Origin of the sequence: Citrobacter freundii complex sp. CFNIH2 (assembly GCF_002880615.1) — a bacterium.
GTDB lineage: Bacteria > Pseudomonadota > Gammaproteobacteria > Enterobacterales > Enterobacteriaceae > Citrobacter_A > Citrobacter_A amalonaticus_F.
This window is the reverse complement of sequence record NZ_CP025757.1, coordinates 3,794,953-3,813,773: the sequence shown is the minus strand read 5'-3', so window position 1 is coordinate 3,813,773 and position 18,821 is coordinate 3,794,953. Positions and strand designations below refer to the sequence as shown.

Here is an 18,821-nt window from a genome sequence, read left to right as displayed (position 1 = left end):
TAATCCCTTAAATCTGTATGAATATACAGTGTTATAACCTGGTTTTTCATGAAAGAGAATGGTGGATTTGGGTCAGGGTGAAATTCTGGAAAGCGCCTCGCAAAAGGAAAAGTCACTACGGGGATCGCTTTTTTCCTGCTTGCCGACGGTGTATGTTGTTTGAAAATTATTCGCCACTGATATACTGGAGGTATATGTGAGCATAATGGCTGGAATGGACATGGGCAGAATATTACTCGACTTATCCGATGAGGTGATCAAACGCCTTGATGATCTCAAGCAGCAGCGGAATCTGCCCCGTGCGGAGTTGCTGCGCGAAGCGGTTGAACAGTACCTTGAAAGGCAAGGCCAGGCTGAAACCACAATTTCCAATGCGCTGGGGCTCTGGCAGGGTTGTGAGGAAGACGGCGTTGAGTATCAGAGGACGCTGCGCGAGGAATGGTAATGCAAAAGGGACCCGTGTTGTTCGATACCAATATCCTGATTGATTTATTTAGCGGGCACCAGGAAGCGCAGCGGGTACTGGAAGCGTATCCGCCGCAGAATGCCATCAGCTTGATTACCTGGATGGAAGTCATGGTGGGGGCAAAAAAATACCATCAGGAATATCGTACGCGTGTGGCATTGAGTGCGTTCAATATCATCGGTGTATCACTGGAAATTGCTGAGCGAAGCGTGAATCTCAGGCAGGAATATGGGATAAAACTTCCGGACGCGATCATACTGGCTACCGCGCAGATTCATCGGTTTGCGCTTGTGACGCGCAACACCAGAGATTTTGCAGGGATCCCTGGCGTCATTACCCCTTATCAGTTGCAAACCGGACGATAAGCACCGTCCGGTATCACACGTTGCAGGCGTTTACTCCCCTTCACCCGGGAACAGGAACGGGTTGATGGAACTGCGGGCGAAGCCTTCTTGTTCCATGCGCGCGTCCAGCACCAGCGACGCGAGGTCGTCGGCGACGGCTTCCACTTTCGGGTCTTTTTCCTGATAGAGGATCTTCAGGTAGGTTCCGCAGTCACCGCAGCTTTCGGCTTTGATTGCCGCCTGCTCATTGTCCAGTGACCAGTAGTGCAGATCGCGGCTTTGCTCGCAGTTGCTACATTTAACACGAACCACATGCCACTCAGTTTCGCAGAGGTTGCAGTGCAGATAGCGCAGCCCCTGAGTGGTGCCAATTTGCACCATGCTGGAGACCGGCATCGAGCCGCACACCGGGCAGTACTGACGTTGCTCGCCGTATTCCGCGCGGGCTTTGCCCGGGATCAGGCTGGCCATTTGCGCCCAGTACAGCGACAGCGCGGCCCAGATGAACGGGGCCTTATCGCTGCTGACCGAGGCGAAATCAGAGGCAAACAGGGCGCTGGCCATCTGTTCCAGTTCCTGTTCGGAGGCTTTTTCCAGATTTTCGATCACCGCCAGCGCCGGGCCGCTCATCTCAGGTTTCAGTTCGGCGATCAGCGAGTGCAGCAGTTTCTGCCAGTGTTTGTCGCGCGGCAGAACATGGATATCCAGCGGTGGCTTACCCTGATCGTTGGCTTCTTTGATGCGTGCGGTCAGATCCATCTGCAACGGATGGTCATACAGCACCACCTCCTGGGCATGGGCGATCAGCGCAGCAAAGCGCAGGTAATCCCCCAGCGGGTTATTCTCAGCCAGTTCGCGCAGACGCTCGGCGCGACGGTTATACAGATTTTTGAGCCGGGGGAATAATAACGGTGGAATCATATCCGTCGCGCGTTTCTCGCTCTTTTCCAGCTCATCTTGCGGGATGATACGAATGCTCATTCAGTCACTTCCTGGTTAGGCAGATTTAGCTATGTGTAATCCGCTCTGTGAATTGGCGGGCATTTCGCGCCCGCTCTGGTGAATGTCATTAATGATAACCGCAATCGACCTGCGGGTTATAGCGGTGACATCGCAATGTGTGCGTTACGATACCTGATATCGATACCCCAGACCATGCACCGTTCGGATTAGCTGCGGCTGATTGGCATCCTGTTCGATGACTTTGCGGAGCCGGGAAATGTGCTGATCCAGCGTACGGCTATTGGGCAAATAGTCGTATCCCCACGCCGCATCGAACAGCATATCGCGCGTAACCACCTGATTTTGATGACGCTCCAGACAGCTTAAAATGCGGACTTCCCGCAGCGTAAGCTCCAGCTTTTGCTCGCCGCGCCAGGCGCACAGCTCATTCGGGAACACCGTCAGGTCGCCAAAAGCAAAGCTGAGGTTAGGCTGCGTGGCGCTATGGTTCAAACAGCGACGGGCGATGGTTTTTATCCGTGCCCGCAGTTCATGAATACCAAACGGTTTGCTGATGTAGTCATCTGCCCCCAGTTCCAGCCCCACGACACGGTCGATCTCTTCATCTTTGGCGGAGAGAAACACGATGGGAATGTGTTCGTTCTGGCGGCGAATTTCCCGGCAGACCGTGTAGCCATCCATTTCGGGCATCATAATATCTAACAGCACAAAGTCCGGTTTATCGCGGTGATAACTCTCCAGCGCCGCACGCCCATCCGGTGCGGCAATGAGCGAATAACCCTCGCGGGACAGCGCATCCACCAAACCCTGGCGGATGTTGGCATCATCTTCGGCAATCAATATCTTCATGTTCTCATCCCTGCGGCAGCGTAAGGGTAAAGCGGACGCCGGGCTCTTGCGCCGTTACCTGAACCTTGCCGTTCAGGCGTTGCGCCAGTTGGCAAGCGATGGTGAGCCCAATACCGGTACCTGAAACACCCTCGGTAATGGAGGATTTGACCCGATAAAACGGGCGGAAGATCAAGGACATCTCATTCTCTGCAATACCGGGACCATAGTCGCGAACGGCGATCTCCACGTTTTCCGCAACGCGTTCAACGGTCAGATCCACCCGCTGACCCTGCGAAGCGTATTTTTCGGCATTACTCAGAAAATTGCTGACAATTTGCGTGATCACGTCGCGATCGCTGTGCAATGTCAGATTCTCAGGGCAGGACATGTGAATCGTCATGCCTTTTGCCTGCAACGCAGGCGTAAAGATCTGCGTGATTTCTGTCATCAGACAGCGGAGATTGACTGGCTGAAGATGCAGTTTCGGTGCGCGCGTAAAGGTCAGGATATTCTGGATAAGCCGTGATAACCGTTGCCCTTCCTGAGTGATCACATCCACATAGCGTCGCTCGTGCGTTTGTTCATCATCCAGCCCTTCACGCAGCAGTTCGGCATAGAGCGTGATGTTGGTCAGCGGTGTTTTCAGTTCGTGCGACACCTGACTGACAAAATCGACCTGCTGGCGCGCCTGACGCGCCGCGCGGGTATATTCCCGCCACAGCGAGAAGCCCAACAGTGCGACGGCGACCAACAGCAGGACGATTAACGCGCCGCCCCACAGCCAGATATGCCAGAGCGGCACGTTGACGCCGTAAGCGCTGACCTGCCATGTTGTGAGCGGATACTCCAGCGTGCGGGAGTCCAGTAAGGTGAGCCGCCGCAGATCCGCCTGCGCGTTCTGATAAAGCTGCCGGCCATTTTCCGTCACCCTGACAATCTGCTGCGGATCCTCCGGGTTCACCTGAATGCCGTTCGCCATATCCATCATCAGCTGTACCCAGGAGAGGCGAAAACCGATGATCGCCCCGTCTTTCTGTCGCCAGTAGATCAACAACGGTTCCTGAGTCTCAAAGCTAATAAACCAGCCGGCCTGCGGCGTGTCTTGCTCGCTGTGCGTCATATGACTGGCAAGTTGGCTGGGATCGTTGACCAGCGGGCTGAGCAGGCGTACCCACTCTTTATCCTCGTTGCTCAACGGCTGACGCTCATCGGGGTAGAGGAGGTGATTTTTCCGCAAAATAAAGACGTCGGCAATGTCGCTGTCGTTCTCTTTGAGCGTGCTGAGGGTGGCGGCATCAGCAGGGTCGATAAAATCGCCAATCGCATGTAGCCGGGAGGCTTTTTGCTGCAGAATATTTTCGATACCCCTGGCGACGCTGGCGGTTTGCGATTTCGCCAGGGTCTGGGTCTGGTACTGACGCAACAAGACTTCATGTTCCAGAGTGCGAACGCCCAGGTAAGCAAGCAGGATAAAAAACATCAGCGTCATGACGAGATAAATCGGCTTGCGTCTGAGCATCCAGCACTCCTTGTGGATCAGTTCGATTTCGAACTTTGGTTTTTGGTTTTATAGCTCTGCTCTTTCAGGGATTTGCGCGACGCTTCTTTGCTTTCGCTTTCCATCCTGTCCAGCAACTTAAGGTTTTCCTCTGCGCTCTCCTGTGCCTTCATTCTGGCAGCCGGAGCGCTAAGCGGTAACGCGCTAAGCGTACTGGAGTTTTCGCGCAGGATCGCTTTCGCCTCGTCCATTTTACCTTCATCGATGAGCTGTAACGCCTGCTCATTCTGAATGGCGGATTTCTGAATGGCGGAATCGACGACCACATCCTCTACTTGCGCTTTCTGAACGTCGCTGGCAGAGGCGGTATAGCTGACGGCCATCTTGTTATCCCAGCGCTCTTTTTGCCCGGTGGCGAGGTTGTTATAGCTGACGTTGACCTCAGCGAGCGGCTTACTCTGTGCGGCCTGGCCTTTCGCCGGCAGCACCTCCAGCATGACATATTTCTCCTGATTGGCGTAAAGCTGGTTCAGTTTTACGGTCACCCTGTTGTCGCGGATTTCACCTTCACGCCCCAGCAGACGCAGTGGCTTAACGTTATCGGCAACATTAATTTGTACCACCACATCCTGAGCGACGACGGACATCACATCGCCAAACTCATGGGCAAAGGCCTTCTCCAGCGCGTCGGTATTCTGTACGAACACGTGGTTGCCGTCGCTGTACTGGGCAATCGCCGCCATCAGATCTTCATTGTAGCCTTCGCCAATGCCCATCGTTGTGATGGCAATGCCTTTGCGGGCGGCAATTTTACCCAGTTCCGCCAGTTCGCTGGTGGAGGAGGGACCGACGTTCGCCTGACCATCAGACAGCAGGATGATGCGGTTAACATGGGCCTTATCGAGGAATTTACTGGTTTCTTTGATACCGCGGCTGACCCCGGCAAACAGTGCGGTACCGCCGCGTGCGGTCAGTCGTTCACGGATTTGGCTGATAAGCGTCGCTTTATTGCCGACTTTGGCCGCCGGCACGATGACATCCACGACGTCGTCGTAAATCACCACCGAGAGCGTGTCCTGGGCGCTTAAGGTGTTCACCGCCATCACGGCGGCTTCCGTCGCCTGTTCGATGCGGTCGCCGCGCATCGAGCCGGAGCGGTCAATTACCAGCGCGAGGTTGATCGGGCTGCGTTTAGTTGCATGCAGCGGGAAACCCGTCAGTGACACTTTGAGGTAGTTTTTGTCCTGGCTGTTTTCCAGCACCAGAGGGGAGGCCAGTTCGGATTTAATCGTCACTTTCGGCGCGGGGGGTTGTGCCGCCGTTGTTGTCGCAAGCAGTCCCAATGCCAGGGCTGCGAAGAGGTGTTTGAGATTCACGGTACGTCTCCTTGTCTTAAGAATCGACTCCATTCTTATGCGACCGCAACGACGATTGGTCTGTTATCTGTATAAAGTTGTCAAAAAGTTGTCAAAACAAAAAACAATTCTTAAAAAAAACGCCGGAAACTCAGTCTCCGGCGTCATTTTATCGGTTCACGAACAGCCTTTGCTTACGGCTGAGTCTTATCCTGCTTTTCGCGAACTTCACGGTACCAGCGTGGGTGATGCTTCTTCGCCCAGGAGCGGGTTACCCAGCCTTCCACCATCGCGGTGATGGTGCCTTTTACCCACAGCGCGGCGTAAATATGCACCATGATAACCACAATCAGCGCGACGGCGGCAAATGAATGCAGCATTAACGCGAAGCGGATCACCGGAATGGAGAACGCGGGCGCAAAGTACGGACGCCAGATGATCACACCGCTCACCAGCAGCAGCACCAGGAAGATAATCGCCGCCCAGAACACGCATTTCTGACCGAAGTTATACCGCCCGGTGTCACCCACCTCTTCGTTGACGACAATCTTGCGAATGTTCTTCGCCCAGAAAATGTCATCCCGGTTAATCAGGTTGTGGTGCCAGTAACGGAAGAACATGATGATGAACGAGGCAAACATGATGACGCCCACAAACGGGTGCAGAATACGCGCCAGCTGCGGAGTCCCCATGATTTGCATCAGCCAGTTGAAGGACGGGAAGAAAAAGCCCAGTCCACTCACCGCCGCCAGCACGAAGCAGAAGGCGGTGACCCAGTGGTTGATGCGTTCCGGCGCCGTGTAGCGCACGATGGTGTCACGTCTTTTCATTTGCGCACCTCATCGTCTTTCTCTTCATGCAGGTTGTCTTCTTCCTCATCCGCACGGTTCGGACCGACACCGACGTAGTGGAAGATGCTGGCCGCAAAGGTCGCGGCAAAGCCGACCGCTGCAAGAGGCTTCCAGATCCCTTTCCAGAATTTCACGGTGGCGCTGATTTCCGGGTTCTCCGGCAGACCGTGGTACAGATTCGGTTTGTCGGCATGGTGCAGCACATACATCACGTGCGTCCCACCAACGCCTGCCGGATCGTACAGGCCAGCGTTGTCGTAACCACGGGTTTTCAGCTCTGCCACGCGCTCGCCTGCCAACGTTTTCATATCCTCTTTGGAACCAAAGTGGATAGCACCGGTTGGGCAGGTTTTCACACAGGCTGGCTCCTGGCCGACGGTCACGCGGTCAACACACAGCGTACATTTGTAGACGCGGTTGTCTTCCGGGTTCAGTCGCGGCACGTCGAACGGGCAACCGGCGATACAGTAACCGCAACCGATGCACTGCTCAGACTGGAAGTCGACAATCCCGTTGGCATACTGAATGATAGCGCCTTCAGCCGGACATGCCTTCAGGCAGCCTGGATCGGCACAGTGCATACAGCCATCCTTGCGGATCAGCCATTCCAGTTTGTCGTTCTGCTCCACTTCCGAGAAGCGCATCACCGTCCAGGATTTGGCAGTTAAATCCGCCGGGTTGTCGTACACCCCGACGTTGCTACCGATTTCATCACGGATATCGTTCCACTCAGAACAGGCCACCTGACAGGCTTTGCAGCCGATGCAGGTGGTGACGTCGATGAGCTTCGCTACCTCTTCCTGGAAGTCCCGCGCCTGAGGCGCGGGGGTGAGACCGTTAGTCGCGGAACGACGGATAATGTCTTGCGATTGATAAGCCATAAGTCGTCTCCGTTACACCTTTTCCACGTTCACCAGGAAGGACTTAAATTCCGGCGTTTGTGAGTTTGCATCGCCCACCGACGGCGTCAGGGTGTTCGCAATAAACCCTTTCTTCGCCACGCCTTCATAGCCCCAGTGAATGGGAATACCGATAGTATCGATATCCTTACCGTCTGCCTTCAGCGTGCGAATACGCTTGGTCACCACTGCTTTGGCTTTGATATAGCCACGGTTAGAGGAGACTTTAACGGTATCGCCATGCGCGATGCCGAGCTTGTTCGCCAGCGTTTCACCGATCTCCACAAACTGTTCCGGCTGTGCGATAGCGTTAAGCAGCGCATGCTTGGTCCAGTAGTGGAAGTGCTCGGTCAGACGGTAAGTGGTCCCGACGTACGGGAACTTATCGGCTTTACCCAGCGCTTCGGCGTCGCCCTTAAAGATACGGGCGGCAGGGTTAGAGATAACGTTCGGATGCAGCGGGTTAGTTCCCAGCGGCGTTTCAAACGGTTCGTAGTGTTCCGGGAACGGCCCTTCCGCCATCTTGTCGAGGGCAAACAGGCGACCCATCCCTTCCGGCTGCATGATGAACGGTCCGACATCGCTGCCTGGTGCGGCGGCGCTGTAGTCCGGAATGTCCATCCCGCCCCATTTCGCGCCGTCCCATTTCAGGATTTGGCGCTTCGGATCCCACGGGTTGCCCTGCGGGTCAGCGGAAGCACGGTTGTACAGGATGCGGCGGTTCAACGGCCACGCCCATGCCCAGCCCAGCGTATTGCCCAGACCGGATGGATCGGCGTTATCGCGACGCGCCATCTGGTTGCCTTCCGGCGTCCAGCTACCGGCGAAAATCCAGCAGCCGCTGGAGGTGGTGCCATCGTCACGCAACTGAGCAAACGAGCTGAGCTGTTGGCCTTTCTTCACGATCACTGCGCCCGTTGCCGGGTCGATGAGATCGGCCAGCGCTTTGCCGTTACTCTCCATCGCCACTTCTTCCGATGCCGGTTCATGTGGGGTGGAGTAGTTCCAGGTCATGCTCAGCACCTGTTCCGGGTTGGCACCGCTCTGCTCGGCATACATCTTGCGCAGGCGCAGGAAGATACCGGCCAGGATTTCACCGTCGGTGACTGCGATCCCCGGGGCGTCCGCGCCTTTCCAGTGCCACTGCAGCCAGCGACCGGAGTTCACGATCGAGCCGTTCTCTTCGGCGAAGCAGGTGGACGGCAGGCGGAACACTTCGGTCTGGATTTTCGACGGATCCACATCGTTCGACTCACCGTGGTTTTGCCAGAAGGTGGAGGTCTCAGTGTTGAGCGGATCGATCGTCACCAGAAACTTCAGTTTGGACAGCGCGGCGATGGTTTTGTTTTTGTTCGGGAATGATGCGACCGGGTTGAAGCCCTGGCAGATATAGCCATTGACCTTGCCCTCTTTCATCATCTCGAAGTACTGCAGCACGTCATACCCTTTGTCCCACTTCGGCAGCAAGTCAAAGCCCCAGCTGTTTTCTGCTGTCGCTTTATCGCCATAGAAGGCCTTCATCAACGAGACGAAGAATTTCGGGTAGTTTCCCCAGTAGTTGACCTGGTCTTTCAACAGCGGTTTCGGCGTGTTGGCGGCCAGATACGTTTGCAGGTCGGCTTGTTTTTCACTCGGCAGCGTCAGGTAGCCCGGCAGACTTTGCGATAGCAGGCCTAAGTCCGTCAGCCCCTGAATGTTGGAGTGGCCACGCAGGGCGTTAACGCCGCCGCCTGCCATCCCCATGTTGCCAAGCAGCAACTGGATCATCGCCATGGTGCGAATGTTCTGTGAACCGATGGAGTGTTGTGTCCAGCCGAGGGCATACAGGAACGACGCGGTTTTGTCTTTCGCGCTGGTTTCCGCAATGTACTCGCAGACTTTCAGGAAGTCGGCTTTTGGCGTACCGCAGATGTTTTCCACCACGTCCGGCGTGTAGCGGGAGACGTGCTGTTTCAGCAGGTTCCAGACGCAGCGCGGGTGTTGCAGGGTGGTATCGCGTTTCGCAAAGCCCTCTTCGTCCAGCTCATAGTTCCAGCTGGTCTTGTCGTACTTGCGTTGATCCGCGTTATAGCCGGTGAACAGGCCATCTTCGAAGCCGAAATCTTCACGCACGATCAGGCTGGCGTTGGTGTAGGCCTCGGTGTATTCGCGGTTATATTTTTCGTTCGTCAGCAGGTACAGCATCACGCCTGACAGGAAGGCAATGTCAGTACCAGAACGGATTGGAGCATAGAAATCGGCCACCGACGCCGTACGCGTGAAACGTGGATCGATCACAATCAGCTTCGCGCCGTTGTGAATTTTCGCTTCCATCGCCCAGCGGAACCCGACCGGGTGTGCTTCAGCGGCGTTACCGCCCATCACCACGACGAGGTTGGCGTTCTTAATGTCGACCCAGTGGTTGGTCATCGCACCGCGACCAAATGTTGGAGCAAGACTTGCTACCGTTGGTCCGTGTCAGACACGCGCCTGGTTGTCGACCGCGAGCATACCGAGCGCGCGGGTGAATTTTTGCGTTAAAAAGCCGGTTTCGTTACTGGACGCGGAAGCACACAGCATCCCGGTCGAGAGCCAGCGGTTAACGGTGACGCCATCGGCGTTTTGCGCAATGTAGTTGGCATCGCGGTCTTCTTTCATCAGTTTCGCGATGCGGTCAAATGCCTCATCCCAACTGATCTGTTGCCATTTATCCGAGCCTGGCGCGCGGTATTCCGGGAATTTCAGGCGGCTTTCGGAGTGGATGAAGTCCACCAGACCGGCCCCTTTCGGGCAGAGCGCACCGCGGTTGACCGGATGGTCCGGGTCACCTTCGATATGGAAGATCGACGCTTTGGCGTTTTTTGCACCGTCGCCGAGGCTGTACATCAACAGCCCACAACCAACGGAACAGTAAGTGCAGGTATTACGGGTTTCGCGGGTGCGCAGCAGTTTATATTGCCGTGTTTCCGCGAGCGCTACGCCGGGCGCGAAGCCCAGTGCTGCCGCCGTGGTGCCTGCCATACCGCCAGCGCAGATCTTAAAGAACTGCCTTCTGCTGACCTGCATGGTTTGCTCCTTTTTCGACATTGTCACATCCCTTTCACATTCATGTTGGTGAGCGCTCAGGGTGTGGTTGTTATTTTTCTTTGCGGACGGGACCGCAAAGGTCCAGAATTGGGTCAATTCCCCCCATCCAGGAGGGGCTTGTGACAGAATACCACAATGTTGGTACGTGTGTTCTTATACGGTTAAAAGAAAGTGAATAAGATACATCCAAAAGAAGTCGAAAATGTGATAAATGTCACGAGTTCTCGCCAGATTAACCTTTGGAAGCGTGAGGATTTGCAACACCCTCAGCCGGATGAGGTAGCTGAAGAGGTGCCTGTGGCACTGGTTTATAACGGCATTTCTCATGTTGTCATGATGGCCTCGCCGAAGGATCTGGAACATTTTGCGGTCGGTTTTTCCTTGTCTGAGGGGATTATTGACAGCCCGCGCGAGATCTATGGCATGGATGTTGTGCCCTCCTGTAATGGTCTCGAAGTCCAGATCGAGCTTTCCAGTCGCCGTTTTATGGGGCTGAAAGAACGCCGTCGCGCGTTGGCCGGACGCACCGGCTGTGGCGTGTGCGGCGTTGAGCAGCTCAATGACATCGGTAAACCCGTGCAGCCGCTGCCGTTCACCCAGACCTTTAACCTCGCCAGACTTGATCACGCATTAAGGCATCTGAAGGATTTTCAGCCAGTGGGGCAGCTCACCGGGTGTACGCATGCTGCGGCGTGGGTGATGCCATCGGGTGAACTGGCGGGCGGGCATGAAGATGTCGGTCGACATGTTGCGCTGGATAAACTGCTGGGGCACCGTGCCGCCGAAGGTGAGAGCTGGATGCCGGGAGCAGCGCTGGTCTCCAGCCGTGCAAGCTATGAGATGGTGCAGAAGTCTGCAATGTGCGGCGTTGAGATCCTGTTTGCGGTTTCTGCCGCCACCACGCTGGCGGTAGCCGTCGCGGAGCGCTGCAATCTGACGCTGGTGGGGTTCTGTAAGCCAGGCAGGGCGACCATTTATACCCATCCGCAACGTTTAATCGCTGAGTGATTTTGATTCAATTAATTTGAATAAGATGGGCAAATCCTTCCGCTTTTAGTTGTCTGAGTAACGGCCTATTATTTATCACATCAAGGCACGGTGCCTTATTCAAACAACTAAGTTAAAGGGTTTATATCATGAAAAGCATCAAAACTTTTGTCGCAGTTATCGCTCTCGCTACTTCTTTCGGTTCTTTCGCTGCTCAGTCTGTGACGGCGACCGGTTCTACTCTGGAAAGTGCTGAAGCAAAAATCGCCGCTCAGGCTGAACAGGCTGGTGCAAGTTCCTATAAAATCACTCAGGCTTACACCGGTAACCGCGTGCACATGACGGCGGAACTGCTGAAATAAGTTCATCTTCATTGTCGAAAGAGCGCCCTTGAGGCGCTTTTTTTGTCTCTGCTATTCCTTTCCCGTCCCTCTTTTTCCCTTCAAAGGCACTAACAGAAAATAAAAATGGGGTCTTAATCACATTTTTATCTTTTTATAAAATACGTCTGCTAAAGGAAAAACAGTTCGAAGCTAAGGGATTTTCCTCTCTGCATTAACTCAATGATATCTAAATAAATAAAAAAATAAGTGTTAACTCCGTCGCTAATTTTAAATGTGAAGAATCTCACAAAAAACGTCTGGTTATGGCGGCTGTCAATACTACTCCCTGACAAATTTATCGGCATAATGTGATCTTCGTTGCAAATAACGGGCTTGAAGTCAGGGAAAAATGTTTCCACGGGTGCTTCGGAGGAAACGCAATGAAAATTGGTATTGTCATTAGTGGTGGCGATGTTTCTGGAATAAATAATTTCATATTCCAGATCGCCAGACTCGCGGATGCAGAAATTACCTTATTCAATGGTGGTATTCCAGGCTTGCTGGAAAAAAATCACCATGATGTTGCATGGCGTGATTTGGTCGATTTTTCTATCGCGGCAATCCCTCTCATTACCTCGGGAAGAACAACCCGTAAGTTGCAGCGTAGCGAATATGAAACGATCGCCAGAAAACTCAAGTCGCTGCATATTGATGTGCTAATTATGGCGGGCGGCGACGGCAGTTTACAGTTTCTCAATACCCTGAGCGAATTTGATATTAATTGTTTTGGCGTGGGGATGACTATCGATAATGATGTTTATGGCAGTCATTATACGATTGGTTTTTCGACCGCCTGCGAACAGATTATTAAGGAGGTTTCTCGTTTACGAAATACGGGCAGAGCGCTACCCGGTCGCGTGTTTATGGTGGAGTTATTGGGAGGATATTGTGGTGAATTAACGCTGCAATCCGCGATTAAATGCAATGCGGATATCGCCCTGATTCCGGAATCCCAGATGTCGCTTGACGCCCTGGCGGAACGGGTAAAGCAAAAACTGACCGTCCAGAACAGCGTGATTATCCTGTGCTCAGAAGGCTACACCAGAGAATATTCTCCCGGCTTTCAGGGGGCGATTGACACCATGATTAAGCAACTCGAACCGCGTATTGGCGAGCGAATTCGTAAAACGATTGTTGGTTACGGTTTACGTAATGGCGATCCGACCTGTGAAGAAATTTATCAGGGCACCATTATGGCGAGCGAAGTGGTTCGGTGCATCCAGTCAGGGATGAAAAATAAAGCGATTATTATAAATCAAAGCAACAAACCTATTCCGATTGATCTCGTAAGTATGAAAAAACGTCTGGTCGATACAGAAGGACATCATTACAAACTTGCCAAACAACTCAATATTATTTGAGGAGACCTTACATGCTGAAAATTCTTTGCGTATGTGGCTGCGGCCTCGGTTCAAGTTTTGCTATTGAAATGACGGCGAAAGCGGTTTTAAAGAAACTGGAAATTCCTGCTCATATCGAACATACCACGGTATCTGAAGCAGGGGCGTTTAAATCTGACATGATCCTGACGCAAAAAACCTTTGCTGACATTTTAACGGCTGATGCCAGTGAAGAAGAAATTAAACGGGTCGTGGTTCTGAATAAGCTCACGGACAAAGACGAAATTGAAGCCAAAATCGTCGCGTTTTTAAAAGAGCGGAATCTGAAGGTAGCTCATTATGAATAGCTTCGTTGAATTCATCGTTAAGGATTTGCTCGGTCAGGCGTCGATATTAATCGCGTTTATCGCGATGCTCGGACTGATCCTGCAAAAGAAATCACCGGGAAAAACCGCAGAGGGGACGTTTAAAACGCTGCTCGGTTTTTTAATCATGATGGCCGGGATCAATATTATTGTCGCCACACTGACCTTCCTGAACGATATTTTTACTCAGGGATTTGGTATGAAGGGCTACATTACCGATGTGGCCGCCATTGCCGGGTTAGCTAACCGTGAGTTGGGCTCAGAAGTGGCGTTAACCCTGATGGTGATTTTTGCCGTCAATATCATCATCGCACGTCTGACACCGCTGAAATACATCTTCCTGACCGGACAAGCTTTATTGTGGATGGCGACCATTGGCGCGGTCATTGGCTATAAATCGGGGCTCACCGGACTGCCGTTGATTCTGACTGGCGGGATTTTTGGCGGCGTGATGGCGGTACTGATGCCTGCGCTGGCGCAACCGGTGGTCAGACGCATCACCGGCTCGGATGATGTGGCGCTGGGACACTTTTGTACTATCGGCTATCTCGTGCAGGCGGCGGTGGCCAAAGTGGTAGGTAAAGGATCTCGCTCCACGGAAGATCTTGAATTACCCGATAACTTCAAGTTCTTACAGGATACCTATCTCGCCATGGCGGTAGTGATGGTGCCGATGTACCTCATTCCGGCGCTGGCGGCGGGTCCGGAATATATCGCCCAGTTCTCCGGCGGCGTGAACTACCTGATGTATGCCTTCATGCAGTCCATTCAGTTTGTGGCTGGCGTCTTCGTGCTCTACAGCGGCGTGCGCTTATTGCTCAACGAACTGGTTCCGGCGTTTCGTGGTATCGCCATGCGTATCGTTCCCGATGCTAAGCCCGCGCTGGATTGCCCGGTTCTGTTCCCTTATGCGCCCAACGCGGTGATTGTTGGATTCCTGGCGACCACTGTCGGTTCCATCATCGGCATGCTGGTGTTCCCGATGTTTGGTCTGGCGATGATCCTGCCGGGTCTGCTAACCAACTTTTTCGCCGGGGGGACCGCAGGCGTCTTTGGCAACGCGCTGGGCGGCCGTCGTGGCGCGATGATCGGCGGCGTCGTTCACGGTCTGTTCATCACCTTCCTGCCTGCGATTCTGGTGCCGATGCTGGAAACCTACGGCTTCACCGGCGTCACGTTTAGCGATTCTGACGTCATCAGTTCCGGCCTCGTTTTAGGCCACGCCTTCCAGAATAACTGGCTGTTTGTCGCGTTGTTCATTGTTTTTGTTGCCGCACTGGCATGGTTCGTAAACGGTAAATCCGCTAAGCCAAAAGGGGAAAATGTTCATGAGTCTGTATAACTTCAACGAGATCCTAAAAATCGGCCAGGAAAGAAATTTCAAAGCGATTGGATCCTTTAACCTGCACTGTATTGAAATGATGCCTGCGTTTTTTAAAGCGGCGCAAAAAACGAATAGCCCGTTAATGATTCAGATTTCAACCGGGACGGCAGAATATCTGGGTTATCGCCTGCTGGTTGATGCGGTGCGTTCACTGGCGGAGAGCGAGAATGTCCCGACCTGTCTGCATCTGGATCACTGCTCTGATATCAGCGCCATTGAGACGGCGATGAATGCCGGATTCTCCTCAGTCATGTATGACGGCTCGCACCTGGAACTGGAAGAGAATATCGGTAATACCCGCATCGTGGTGGAGATGGCGAGACCGCGCAATATTACGGTGGAAGGCGAGCTCGGGGCTATTGGTGGCTCAGAGGATGGTAAAGCGGTGGCGGCAGAAGATATCTGCTTTACGACGGTAGAAGATGCCAAACGCTTTGTCGATGAAACGCGGGTCGACATGCTGGCGGTGTCGGTGGGCACAGTGCACGGCCTGTATACCGGCAAGGCGCAGATTCAACATCAGCGGCTACAAGAGATCAGCGCTGCGACCGGTGTTCCACTGGTGTTACACGGTGGGACGGGGGTGAGTGACGACGATATGCGCCTGGCCGTCACCGAAGGGATTAATAAAGTGAATGTCGGCACGGAAATGAACGTGCAGTGGGTTGATCAGTGTAAAAACACCTTTGAGAAAGGCAAGGTGAATGACAGCGTCCGTAAGTTTTTAATTCCGGCAAATAATGCAGTAACCCAGGTATTAATGGAAAAGATCGCGTTATTTAAATAACTCCGTTATTAATAAATGATGTTTTGTTGCCCTGTTGTCCATCAGGGCGGGGGATCGCTATGTTTGAATCTTTGAAATCGTTATGGAAAAAAGAAACACGCCCGCCGGAAGATTATGATGAACAATCCCGTGTTCTGGCGGGAGAAATCGCCAGGCTGGAAGGTGAACTGCAGGGCAACCCAGGTAATGGTGAAATACAGAAAGCATTAATGCTGATCTATAACCGGGCGTTGTCGGTCTATGCCAAAAGTCAGACGCATCGGCAGGATATTGATTCGCTTTTTGTGCGTATAGATGAGTTGCGTAATGTTATTCGCCGGAATATTTAGCGTCGGGTTTATTAAGCGCTTAGGGAGTCGTCATGACGATAAAAGAATTACTGGTCGAGGCCGATGCGATTCAGGTTGGCGTCGCGGAAAACGACTGGCAGAAGGTGATTCAACTGGCGGCCAGACCACTGGTCGCAAAAGGGTATATTTCAGCGGAATACAGTCAGGCGGTTATCGACAATACCCTCAGTCATGGGGCGTATTATGTCTTTGATGAAGGTGTTGCGATCCCCCATGCCCGTCCAGAATGCGGCGTGAAGCGTAACTGTTTTAGCATGGTGCTGTTGGATAAACCCATTCAGTTTGCCGACAGTGAAGCTGCCGACATTGTCATTATGTTTGGCGCACAGGACAGTAATGCGCATATTGAAGAGGGCATCCGCGCCATCGTCGCCTTACTCGATAACGATGAACGCATGGCGAAGTTGCGGGCGGCACGTTCCCGGGAAGAGGTGGTCGCGTTGCTATGAAACGACACCTCGCGCCGGACTGTAAAACAGTCATCCTGATTAACGGGATTCCCGCTTCAGGTAAAAGTACGATTACTCGTCAACTCTCCGAGACGTTCAGTCTGCCACTGCTGACGATTGATGGGATCAAAGAGCCGTTTATGGCGCGCTTTACGGATATCGACCGGCCTTTCAACCGGCAGCTGGGCTGTGCGGCCTATGAGGTGATCTGGTCGATTATCGGCCACTCTCCGGCGAACGTTGTCTGGCTGGTTGATGCCTGGTTTGGCTTTCAGCCTCGCGAGACGTTGCAACAGCTATTGCAGCAGGCGGGTGTTGAGAAGGTGTTGGAGGTGTGGAACCGCATCACGCCTGAGCTGGCGGTGACGCGCTATGCCACCCGCTTACAGGATCGCAAGCCGGGTCATCCTGGCGAGGAGTATCTACCCGAGCTGGCGCAACTGGCAGAACGCGCTGAGCCAATGCGGCTCGGACCGGTATTTACAGTAGATCAACAGCAAACGCTGGATGTTGAATCCGTTATCGCCTGGATAGGCGAACAGACAGACAAAACCTGAACGGTAGATTGTCGTTACCACTTCAAGGGCGCCCGCGGGCGCTTTTTTAGTGTATCCCCACCATTCGCAGCAGCGCGGTCACCACGGCTGCGGCGACGATCACCACAATCAATGGCATCTTACGCCAGGCAAGAAAGACCGCGAATGCCACGCCGAGGACGCGCGCCATGCCAGCAAAGTGCTCGCCTTCATAAAAGGTGGTGGCCAAAGCGACGGAAAACAGCAGTACTGTGGCGGCGTCGGATAACAGCGCCTGAGCGCGTTCAGAAAGCGCCAGGCGACTGCCCAGCTTTGCGCCGCCGAGGCGCATTAAATAGGTGCCTGCCGATAAAAGAGCGATACCGACGATAAACAGCGTCATGTTGCCCATTATTTTTTCCTCGTCAGTAAGCCCAGCAGGGAGAGCAGCACCGGCAGTCCGACCGGCGCAAAAGGAACGGCGGCGAGCGACACGGCGGCTCCGCTCAGGCCCCGAATCAGGGTGGTACGGTTTTTAAACGCCGGGACGACGAGAGCCAGCAGGATAGCCGGGAACACGGCGTCCAGCCCGATGGTTTCGGGGGCTGGCAGCAGTTGACCCACCACGGTGCCCAGCAGGGTCCCCAGCGGCCACAGAATGGCAACGCCGAGGCCGCATAGCCAATAGGCGGCTTTGCGCTGTTCCGGGGTTTTCTGCGACAGGCCGAACACGACGCTTTCATCGTTCATAATATGGCAGCCGAAAAAACTCGCCGCGCGGGTGCCGACCAGGTCGCGTACCGTCACGCCAAACGGAACATGGCGGGCGTTAACCAGTAAACCGGCTGCGGCAGCGGCTAACGGATTCCCGCCGCTGGCGACAATGCCGATAAACATAAATTCGGACGCCCCTGCCAGTACACAAATAGAGAGTACAAACGGCACCCACACCGGGAAGCCGTAAGCCATCGCCAGTGAACCGTAGGACATCCCTACTACGCCTACCGCCAGGCAGACCAGAAAGATTGCTTTTATCGTATCTGCCTTCAGACAGGAGAAGAAGTGCGCCATGATTTAGCCATATCGAACGAATTTCCATTATAATGAACGCAACATCAGCGTTTGACAAGATGAACGATTCGTTCGATATAAAAAACATGGAGTCGGGTATGACACAACCCATCAGCGTGATCGCCAAAAGTCTGGTTCGCGAACGTCAGCGGACGGGGCTGTCGCTGGCAGAAATCGCCCGACGGGCGGGGATCGCCAAGTCGACGCTTTCCCAACTGGAAGCGGGGAATGGTAATCCTAGTCTGGAAACCCTCTGGTCGCTTTGCGTGGCGCTGGATATTCCCTTTGCGCGACTGCTGGAGCCGCAGGTGCAAAAAACGCAGGTGATCCGTTGCGGTGAGGGCACGAAAGTGGTGGCCGAACAGGCGCACTATCAGGCGATTTTACTGGCCGCTTGCCCGCCTGGCGCACGGCGCGATATCTATCTGTTGTTGACCCAGCCCGGAGCCGACCGCATTTCTCAGCCGCATCCACCAGGCTCGATCGAACATATTATTGTGACGAAGGGAAAAGCGTTGGTCGGACTGACAGAAGCGCCAGAAGTGTTAGGTGAGGGCGACTATATTTGTTATCCCGCCGATCAGGAGCATATCTTCCAGGCGCTGGAAGCGGATACCCAGGCGATTCTGGTGGCCGAGCAGAGTTTAGCGAACCTGGAATTTCACCGCTATGGTATGCAAAAAGCGCCCCCGAATGATTACTTCTAATTATTTTTCATCTTAATTCATATTTAATTGTTTTTATGATATTTCGTTTATTTAAGCCCTTTTGTTATATTCCTCACGAACTGAAAGCTTTCTGCGTTTACACAAAGAAAGCTGCATGTTAGTAATTGCTGGCCTGTGGCGCTGTAACAGTTGATTATTATCGTCAATTGCTGCCGTTATTAAATATAAAAATAATACATACTATCTTGT

20 protein-coding genes and 1 pseudogene are annotated in these 18,821 nt (G+C 53.5%); 12 read left to right on the top strand and 9 right to left on the bottom strand.

The window, feature by feature from the left end; genetic code table 11:
• The first annotated feature begins 202 nt into the window (after positions 1-202).
• Positions 203-445, top strand: a complete 243-nt coding sequence (locus tag WM46_RS18725) for a CopG family transcriptional regulator (RefSeq protein WP_161215612.1) — start codon at positions 203-205, stop codon at positions 443-445.
• Positions 445-831 (top strand): type II toxin-antitoxin system VapC family toxin, encoded by a 387-nt coding sequence (locus tag WM46_RS18720; protein WP_102603016.1) that lies wholly within the window; start codon positions 445-447, stop codon positions 829-831. The genes WM46_RS18725 and WM46_RS18720 overlap by 1 nt, the downstream gene beginning before the upstream one ends.
• A gap of 30 nt (positions 832-861) precedes the next feature.
• On the opposite strand, the gene fdhE is transcribed toward WM46_RS18720, so the two are convergent.
• From fdhE to fdnG, 7 genes are all read right to left on the bottom strand, one after another.
• The gene (fdhE, locus tag WM46_RS18715) at positions 862-1,791 is read right to left on the bottom strand and encodes a formate dehydrogenase accessory protein FdhE (RefSeq protein WP_102603015.1); all 930 of its coding nucleotides are present in this window, start codon (positions 1,789-1,791) and stop codon (positions 862-864) included.
• Positions 1,792-1,935: 144 nt separating this feature from the next.
• Positions 1,936-2,622, bottom strand: coding sequence for a response regulator transcription factor (locus tag WM46_RS18710; protein ID WP_102603014.1), 687 nt, complete (start codon positions 2,620-2,622; stop codon positions 1,936-1,938).
• A gap of 4 nt (positions 2,623-2,626) precedes the next feature.
• Complete coding sequence (locus WM46_RS18705) at positions 2,627-4,123, bottom strand: sensor histidine kinase (RefSeq protein ID WP_102603013.1); 1,497 nt, start codon at positions 4,121-4,123, stop codon at positions 2,627-2,629.
• Positions 4,124-4,140: 17 nt separating this feature from the next.
• The gene (locus WM46_RS18700; RefSeq protein WP_102603012.1) at positions 4,141-5,478 is read right to left on the bottom strand and encodes a vWA domain-containing protein; all 1,338 of its coding nucleotides are present in this window, start codon (positions 5,476-5,478) and stop codon (positions 4,141-4,143) included.
• A gap of 173 nt (positions 5,479-5,651) precedes the next feature.
• Positions 5,652-6,287 carry a formate dehydrogenase cytochrome b556 subunit gene (fdoI, locus tag WM46_RS18695; RefSeq protein WP_061075707.1) on the bottom strand — a complete coding sequence of 212 codons (636 nt, stop codon included), beginning with the start codon at positions 6,285-6,287 and terminating at the stop codon, positions 5,652-5,654.
• Complete coding sequence (gene fdoH, locus WM46_RS18690; protein WP_061075706.1) at positions 6,284-7,189, bottom strand: formate dehydrogenase O subunit beta; 906 nt, start codon at positions 7,187-7,189, stop codon at positions 6,284-6,286. The genes fdoI and fdoH overlap by 4 nt, the downstream gene beginning before the upstream one ends.
• Before the next feature lie 12 nt (positions 7,190-7,201).
• On the bottom strand, positions 7,202-10,252 hold the full coding sequence (gene fdnG / locus WM46_RS18685; RefSeq protein ID WP_187394510.1) for a formate dehydrogenase-N subunit alpha: 3,051 nt from the start codon (positions 10,250-10,252) through the stop codon (positions 7,202-7,204).
• Positions 10,253-10,444: 192 nt separating this feature from the next.
• Between fdnG and fdhD the strand changes: the two genes are divergently transcribed.
• From fdhD to WM46_RS18630, 9 genes are all read left to right on the top strand, one after another.
• On the top strand, positions 10,445-11,281 hold the full coding sequence (gene fdhD / locus WM46_RS18675) for a formate dehydrogenase accessory sulfurtransferase FdhD (RefSeq protein ID WP_102603010.1): 837 nt from the start codon (positions 10,445-10,447) through the stop codon (positions 11,279-11,281).
• A gap of 128 nt (positions 11,282-11,409) precedes the next feature.
• Complete coding sequence (locus WM46_RS18670; protein ID WP_042998873.1) at positions 11,410-11,622, top strand: DUF1471 domain-containing protein; 213 nt, start codon at positions 11,410-11,412, stop codon at positions 11,620-11,622.
• A 401-nt stretch (positions 11,623-12,023) separates the two neighbouring features.
• Entirely contained in the window at positions 12,024-13,004 is a 981-nt protein-coding gene (locus tag WM46_RS18660) for a 6-phosphofructokinase (protein ID WP_061075702.1), read from the top strand.
• Between the two features lie 11 nt (positions 13,005-13,015).
• Positions 13,016-13,330: a PTS sugar transporter subunit IIB gene (locus WM46_RS18655; protein WP_042325486.1), complete on the top strand. Its 315-nt coding sequence runs from the start codon at positions 13,016-13,018 to the stop codon at positions 13,328-13,330.
• Positions 13,323-14,690: a PTS sugar transporter subunit IIC gene (locus tag WM46_RS18650; RefSeq protein ID WP_102603009.1), complete on the top strand. Its 1,368-nt coding sequence runs from the start codon at positions 13,323-13,325 to the stop codon at positions 14,688-14,690. The genes WM46_RS18655 and WM46_RS18650 overlap by 8 nt, the downstream gene beginning before the upstream one ends.
• A complete protein-coding gene (locus WM46_RS18645) occupies positions 14,677-15,519 on the top strand; it encodes a ketose-bisphosphate aldolase (protein WP_102603008.1) in 843 nt (280 codons plus the stop codon). The genes WM46_RS18650 and WM46_RS18645 overlap by 14 nt, the downstream gene beginning before the upstream one ends.
• Before the next feature lie 59 nt (positions 15,520-15,578).
• Positions 15,579-15,848 carry a hypothetical protein gene (locus WM46_RS18640; RefSeq protein WP_042998881.1) on the top strand — a complete coding sequence of 90 codons (270 nt, stop codon included), beginning with the start codon at positions 15,579-15,581 and terminating at the stop codon, positions 15,846-15,848.
• Between the two features lie 32 nt (positions 15,849-15,880).
• Positions 15,881-16,318, top strand: a complete 438-nt coding sequence (locus tag WM46_RS18635) for a PTS sugar transporter subunit IIA (protein ID WP_061075698.1) — start codon at positions 15,881-15,883, stop codon at positions 16,316-16,318.
• Positions 16,315-16,875: an AAA family ATPase gene (locus WM46_RS18630; RefSeq protein ID WP_102603007.1), complete on the top strand. Its 561-nt coding sequence runs from the start codon at positions 16,315-16,317 to the stop codon at positions 16,873-16,875. Before WM46_RS18635 ends, WM46_RS18630 begins: the two co-directional genes overlap by 4 nt.
• A gap of 46 nt (positions 16,876-16,921) precedes the next feature.
• Here the strand turns inward: WM46_RS18630 and WM46_RS18625 are convergent, their stop codons facing one another.
• Positions 16,922-17,245, bottom strand: a complete 324-nt coding sequence (locus WM46_RS18625) for an AzlD domain-containing protein (RefSeq protein WP_061075695.1) — start codon at positions 17,243-17,245, stop codon at positions 16,922-16,924.
• Entirely contained in the window at positions 17,245-17,904 is a 660-nt protein-coding gene (locus tag WM46_RS18620) for an AzlC family ABC transporter permease (protein WP_042998885.1), read from the bottom strand. Before WM46_RS18620 ends, WM46_RS18625 begins: the two co-directional genes overlap by 1 nt.
• A gap of 98 nt (positions 17,905-18,002) precedes the next feature.
• Between WM46_RS18620 and WM46_RS18615 the strand changes: the two are divergent.
• Positions 18,003-18,548: pseudogene (locus WM46_RS18615) on the top strand (helix-turn-helix domain-containing protein); the annotation flags it as partial.
• Between the last annotated feature and the right edge of the window lie 273 nt (positions 18,549-18,821).

What these genes read in the sequence shown, in the direction of transcription:
- WM46_RS18720 (WP_102603016.1), top strand. Translation starts at nt 445, where the DNA reads ATGCAAAAGGGACCCGTGTTGTTCGATACCAATATCCTGATTGATTTA.
- fdhE (WP_102603015.1), bottom strand. Translation starts at nt 1,791, where the DNA reads ATGAGCATTCGTATCATCCCGCAAGATGAGCTGGAAAAGAGCGAGAAA.
- WM46_RS18710 (WP_102603014.1), bottom strand. Translation starts at nt 2,622, where the DNA reads ATGAAGATATTGATTGCCGAAGATGATGCCAACATCCGCCAGGGTTTG.
- WM46_RS18705 (WP_102603013.1), bottom strand. Translation starts at nt 4,123, where the DNA reads ATGCTCAGACGCAAGCCGATTTATCTCGTCATGACGCTGATGTTTTTT.
- fdoI (WP_061075707.1), bottom strand. Translation starts at nt 6,287, where the DNA reads ATGAAAAGACGTGACACCATCGTGCGCTACACGGCGCCGGAACGCATC.
- fdoH (WP_061075706.1), bottom strand. Translation starts at nt 7,189, where the DNA reads ATGGCTTATCAATCGCAAGACATTATCCGTCGTTCCGCGACTAACGGT.
- WM46_RS18670 (WP_042998873.1), top strand. Translation starts at nt 11,410, where the DNA reads ATGAAAAGCATCAAAACTTTTGTCGCAGTTATCGCTCTCGCTACTTCT.
- WM46_RS18660 (WP_061075702.1), top strand. Translation starts at nt 12,024, where the DNA reads ATGAAAATTGGTATTGTCATTAGTGGTGGCGATGTTTCTGGAATAAAT.
- WM46_RS18655 (WP_042325486.1), top strand. Translation starts at nt 13,016, where the DNA reads ATGCTGAAAATTCTTTGCGTATGTGGCTGCGGCCTCGGTTCAAGTTTT.
- WM46_RS18650 (WP_102603009.1), top strand. Translation starts at nt 13,323, where the DNA reads ATGAATAGCTTCGTTGAATTCATCGTTAAGGATTTGCTCGGTCAGGCG.
- WM46_RS18645 (WP_102603008.1), top strand. Translation starts at nt 14,677, where the DNA reads ATGAGTCTGTATAACTTCAACGAGATCCTAAAAATCGGCCAGGAAAGA.
- WM46_RS18640 (WP_042998881.1), top strand. Translation starts at nt 15,579, where the DNA reads ATGTTTGAATCTTTGAAATCGTTATGGAAAAAAGAAACACGCCCGCCG.
- WM46_RS18635 (WP_061075698.1), top strand. Translation starts at nt 15,881, where the DNA reads ATGACGATAAAAGAATTACTGGTCGAGGCCGATGCGATTCAGGTTGGC.
- WM46_RS18630 (WP_102603007.1), top strand. Translation starts at nt 16,315, where the DNA reads ATGAAACGACACCTCGCGCCGGACTGTAAAACAGTCATCCTGATTAAC.
- WM46_RS18625 (WP_061075695.1), bottom strand. Translation starts at nt 17,245, where the DNA reads ATGGGCAACATGACGCTGTTTATCGTCGGTATCGCTCTTTTATCGGCA.
- WM46_RS18620 (WP_042998885.1), bottom strand. Translation starts at nt 17,904, where the DNA reads ATGGCGCACTTCTTCTCCTGTCTGAAGGCAGATACGATAAAAGCAATC.